General features: G+C 76.4%; 2 protein-coding genes. Both read left to right on the top strand.

Annotated elements, in window-relative coordinates:
- Positions 1–139 (top strand): LuxR C-terminal-related transcriptional regulator (locus CCN42_RS38940; protein WP_143662189.1); only part of this gene is annotated, 139 nt, incomplete at its 5' end.
- Between the two features lie 126 nt (positions 140–265).
- Entirely contained in the window at positions 266–1,546 is a 1,281-nt protein-coding gene (locus tag CCN42_RS38935; protein WP_086741914.1) for a PucR family transcriptional regulator, read from the top strand.
- Positions 1,547–1,658 lie beyond the last annotated feature (112 nt).

The following is a 1,658-nucleotide window of genomic DNA, read 5'->3' as shown; positions in this document are numbered from 1 at the left end:
GGTGGCCCGGAGCCTGTCCGTGAGCACCCGCACCGTGGACTACCACCTCCGCAATGTTTTCGCCGCGCTCGGGGTACGGTCCCGGGTGGAACTGGCCCGGCTGGTCGAACGGGCGGAAAAGACCCGTGCACAGCTCTAGGGACCGACCGGACGGTATGTCATCCTTCCGGGCAGGACGAGTCAGGCGGCGGCCACCGCACGGGCCTCGGGGAGCAGGCCAGGCACCGGGCGCCGCCATGAAGCCCGACCCTGGGGGAGGACCGCGATGCACCCTGCCGTACGGACCCGAACGATGGCGCCCCGCCCGGCGGTGACCGCCGAGCCGCAGCCACGCACCCGGCGCGTCCGGTCGCTGATCGACGCCGATGCCATCCGCGTCCTGCACCGCGCCGCGCGCGTGCTGATGGACGACCTGGCCGAGCTGACCGACCGGCTGCTGGCCGTCGTACAGGACCAGGAACCGGCCTACCGTGCCGCGGTGGAGAGCGACCCCGTCGGCGTGTGGCAGGAGATGCACCGCTCGCTGCGGCACAGCGTGGCCTCCCTGCTCGACCCGCGCGGCGCCCGCGACGGCGCGCGGCGCTGCTCCTGGCGGATCGGCGCCACCCGCGCCGAGCAGGGCCTGCCGCTGGACGCCGTCCTGCACGCCTTCCGGCTCGGCGGATCCCTGGTCTGGCAAGGGCTGGTCGAGGAGACCTCCCGTCGGGCGCCCGAGGACGTCCGGCTGCTCGTCCACGTCGCGACCGACGTGTGGCACTTCGTCGACGAGCACTGCACGATCGTCACCGACGCCTACCGGCAGGTCGAACGGCAGCTGGCCTGGCGGCGCGAGAACAACGTCCGGCTGCTGTCCGCCGCCCTCCTCGACGGCACCAGCCGCATCGCCGACCTGCCCGAGACCGCGCGGGCGCTGGACATGCCGGAGAACGGCCGGTACCTCGTGGTGGCGGTCGCCGACGGCGGCCGCACCGGCGCCCGGGGCGCGGCCGTGGTGCGGGGCGCGGCGCGGGTCCACTGGCACGCGGGCGTCGAGGTGGACTACGGCATCGTCCTGCTCGGCGAGGACGGCGCGGCCGGCCAGGGCGGCGACGGCGACCCTCCCGAGCCGACGGGCGACCCCGGGGCGAGGATCGGCGTCGGCGGCGCCGTCGACGGACTGGCCTCGGTGGGCGAGGCCCGCCGGCTCGCCGACACCGCGCTGCGGATGTGCCCCCCGGACGGCGGCACCATCCGGCTCACCGAGCACCTCCCGGCGGCCCTCGTCGTCTCGTCCCCCGAACTCGGCGCCACCCTCGCCGACCGGGTGCTCGGCCCGCTGGACCGGGTGGAACCCGCCGACCGCGAGGTCCTGCTGGACACCGTGGCCACCTGGCTGGCCTGCGACGGCTCCGCGCAGCGGGCGGGCGAGCGCCTGTACTGCCACCGCAACACCGTCCTCAACCGCCTGCGCCGCTTCGAGCAGCTCACCGGACGCTCCCTGGCCCGCCCCACCGACCTGGTCGAGATCAGCCTGGCCCTGACCGCCCGCCGCCTGCTCACCCGCTGACCCGGTCCCGCCGCCTCGAGCGCCCGCCCGCGTCGACGGCGCACCACCCCCGGCTCGCCCACTGCCCCGGCGCCCACCCGGGCGGGCCCGCCACGGGCTGCCCCGGAGGCCG

It is taken from the genome of Streptomyces glaucescens (assembly GCF_002154375.1).
In the GTDB taxonomy this organism is placed as follows: domain Bacteria; phylum Actinomycetota; class Actinomycetes; order Streptomycetales; family Streptomycetaceae; genus Streptomyces; species Streptomyces glaucescens.
Note: the sequence above shows the minus strand (reverse complement) of the source record. Positions and strands in the feature narration are given on the sequence as shown.

Bases quoted from the DNA above. Each gene is read 5' to 3' on its own strand.
- CCN42_RS38935 (WP_086741914.1), top strand. From the start codon at position 266: ATGCACCCTGCCGTACGGACCCGAACGATGGCGCCCCGCCCGGCGGTG.